Origin of the sequence: Thermoflexus sp., assembly GCF_042408365.1 — a bacterium.
Classification (GTDB): domain Bacteria; phylum Chloroflexota; class Anaerolineae; order Thermoflexales; family Thermoflexaceae; genus Thermoflexus.
Genome location: NZ_JBHOQJ010000083.1, coordinates 1 through 2,383, shown reverse-complemented (window position 1 = coordinate 2,383; position 2,383 = coordinate 1). Strand labels below are relative to the sequence as shown.

The 2,383-nt window shown below is 63.4% G+C and carries 2 protein-coding genes and 1 pseudogene; all 3 read left to right on the top strand.

Annotated elements, in window-relative coordinates; all coding sequences use genetic code 11:
• Positions 1 to 760 (top strand): aldehyde dehydrogenase family protein (locus tag ACFMO5_RS03505; RefSeq protein ID WP_376791376.1); only part of this gene is annotated, 760 nt, incomplete at its 5' end.
• A gap of 82 nt (positions 761 to 842) precedes the next feature.
• Positions 843 to 2,222: an amino acid ABC transporter substrate-binding protein gene (locus ACFMO5_RS03500; protein WP_376791375.1), complete on the top strand. Its 1,380-nt coding sequence runs from the start codon at positions 843 to 845 to the stop codon at positions 2,220 to 2,222.
• A 43-nt stretch (positions 2,223 to 2,265) separates the two neighbouring features.
• Positions 2,266 to 2,383 (top strand): annotated as a pseudogene (locus ACFMO5_RS03495) (ABC transporter ATP-binding protein); the annotation flags it as partial.

The window sequence follows — 2,383 nt, the reverse complement described above, 5'->3', positions numbered from 1 at the left end:
CATGTTGACCTTCACCGGCAGCCCGGTGGTGGGATGGGAGCTGAAGGCCCGCGCTGGCCGCAAGCGGGTGACCCTGGAGCTGGGGGGGAACGCAGGGGTGATCATCCATCGGGACGCGGATCTCGACTACGCTGCCGAGCGAGTGACCTGGGGGGGCTTCACCTATGCCGGCCAATCCTGCATCTCGGTGCAGCGCGTTTACATTCACGACGAGATCTATGATGCCTTCGTCGACCGCCTCCTCACGCGGGTGGCCGCTCTCCGCCTGGGGGATCCCCTGGATGAGGCCACGGACGTCGGCCCGGTGATCGACCGAGAAGCCGCCGAGCGGATCGAGGCATGGGTTCAGGAGGCCATAGCAGGGGGGGCGAAGGTGTTGATCGGCGGGCAGCGGTCAGGGAACCTGTGGGAGCCCACTGTTCTGGCCTCAATCCGGGAGGACATGAAAGTCTCCTGCGCAGAGGTCTTCGGGCCGCTGATCGGCCTTTACCGCTATACGGATGCGCGGGAGGCCATTCGGGCGGTGGACCGTAGCGACTACGGGCTGCAGGCAGGGATCTTTACCTATGACCTGCGGCTGGTGGAAGAAGCCTTCGAGCACATCGCGGTCGGTGGCCTGGTGGTGAACGACGTGCCCACCTTCCGGGTGGACCATATGCCCTACGGGGGCGTTAAGCTCTCCGGGTTCGGCCGGGAGGGAGTGCGCTACGCCATTGAGGAGATGACGGAGCTGAAGCTGATGGTCATGCATTGGCGCTGAGCCACAGGCCGGCTGTGGATCGCTCGGCCTTCGAGCGGATCCATGCCGTCTCTGCAAATCCCAGCAGGAAAGGAGGTGGACCATGAAGTCAATTCGGCTTGCGCTTTCAGTTTTGGCTCTTCTCTTCAGCGCCTGCGCGGGGGCGACGCCAACCCCTGTCGCAGCGCCCGCTACCCCAACGGTAGCCTCGCCAGCCGCGGCCACTCCCACTCCGGCCCCAGCGACCCCGACCGCTGCCGCCAAGCCCATCCGCATCGGCCTTTCGGTCCCCCTCACCGGGGATCTGGCGATCGCAGGGACCAAACATCGGGATGGGTATCAGCTCTGCGTGGACCTGATCAACCAGAAAGGGGGCTTGCTGGGACGGCCCGTCGAGCTCCTGGTGGAGGACAACCGCTCGGACAACGAGGTCACAGTCTCGCAGTATGAGCGGTTTATCAACGTGGAGAAGGTCGACCTGCTCTTGGGCACGTTCGCGAGCCGCCTGAATTTCGCCGCCTCGGCGGTGGCGGAGAAGGCTGGGTATGTTTACCCCATCCCCTCCGGCGGGGCGCTCCGCATCTGGGAGCGGGGGTTCAAATACATCTTTTATTTCCAGCAGAACGCAGTGGAGTACATCGGCAACGCTCCTCTGCGAGCCCTTGCAGCTTATCGGGACAAAGGGATCATCCCGGCAGGGGAATTCCCGAAGACCGCCGCGGTGGTGCATGCCGATGAGTTTTACGGCAATGCCATCGCCACCGGACTTTTGGGAGGGAAGGTGGCGATCCCGGGGACGGACAAGGTGATCGACCTGGCGCCGGGATTTTTGGCCGAGGCCGGCATCCAGGTGGTGTTTACCCAGAAGTGGCCGGAGGGCTTCACCGATTGGCTGACCTTGGCGAACGCGGTCAAGGCCAGCAACCCCGATTTAGTGCTGGCCGCCTCCGGCTCCCCCGATGATATCATCCAGTTCGTGCGGGCATTGAAGACGGTGGGCTTCAAGCCGAAGGTGCTCTACACAGCCCAGGGAACGCAGGCTGAGTTCAAGGAAGCGCTGGGGGCGGACACGGTGAACGGCATCATCATTCATGCCTCATGGCATCCCCTCGTGCCCTACGTGGGGCTGCTGGCTGGCCAGCCCTTCAGCAACCAGGACTTCATTCAGGCGTTCCAGGCGAAATACGGACGGATCCCCGATGAGGATGAGGCCATCCCCTTCGCCGTCTGCCAGGGGCTTGAGCAGGCCGTGCGGGCCGTGGGCTCCACCGACAACAAGGCGATCCGGGACTGGCTGGCCACGCGTACCAAGGACAACCCCGTTAAGACGATCATGGGGGATTTCTACTGGGACGAACGGGGCTTGCCAATTGGGCGAGATTACATCATCACCCAATGGCAGAATGGCGAGCTTAAGTTCATCTATCCCTTAGGGGAGTTCCCGGGCGTAGTGGATCTGCAGTGGCCGACCCTGCAATGGTGAAGGTCAGGAGCCCAGCTGGAGGATTCGGAGGGAGGCGATGGCGTTGCTGGAGGTCCGCGATCTAACTAAGGATTTCGGAGGCCTGCGGGCGGTGAACCGCTGCTCCTTCACCGTCGAGCCGGGGAGCATCACCGCGTTGATCGGGCCCAATGGGGCGGGGA

Excerpts from the sequence above, each read along its gene's own strand:
- ACFMO5_RS03500 (WP_376791375.1), top strand. The coding sequence starts at position 843 with ATGAAGTCAATTCGGCTTGCGCTTTCAGTTTTGGCTCTTCTCTTCAGC.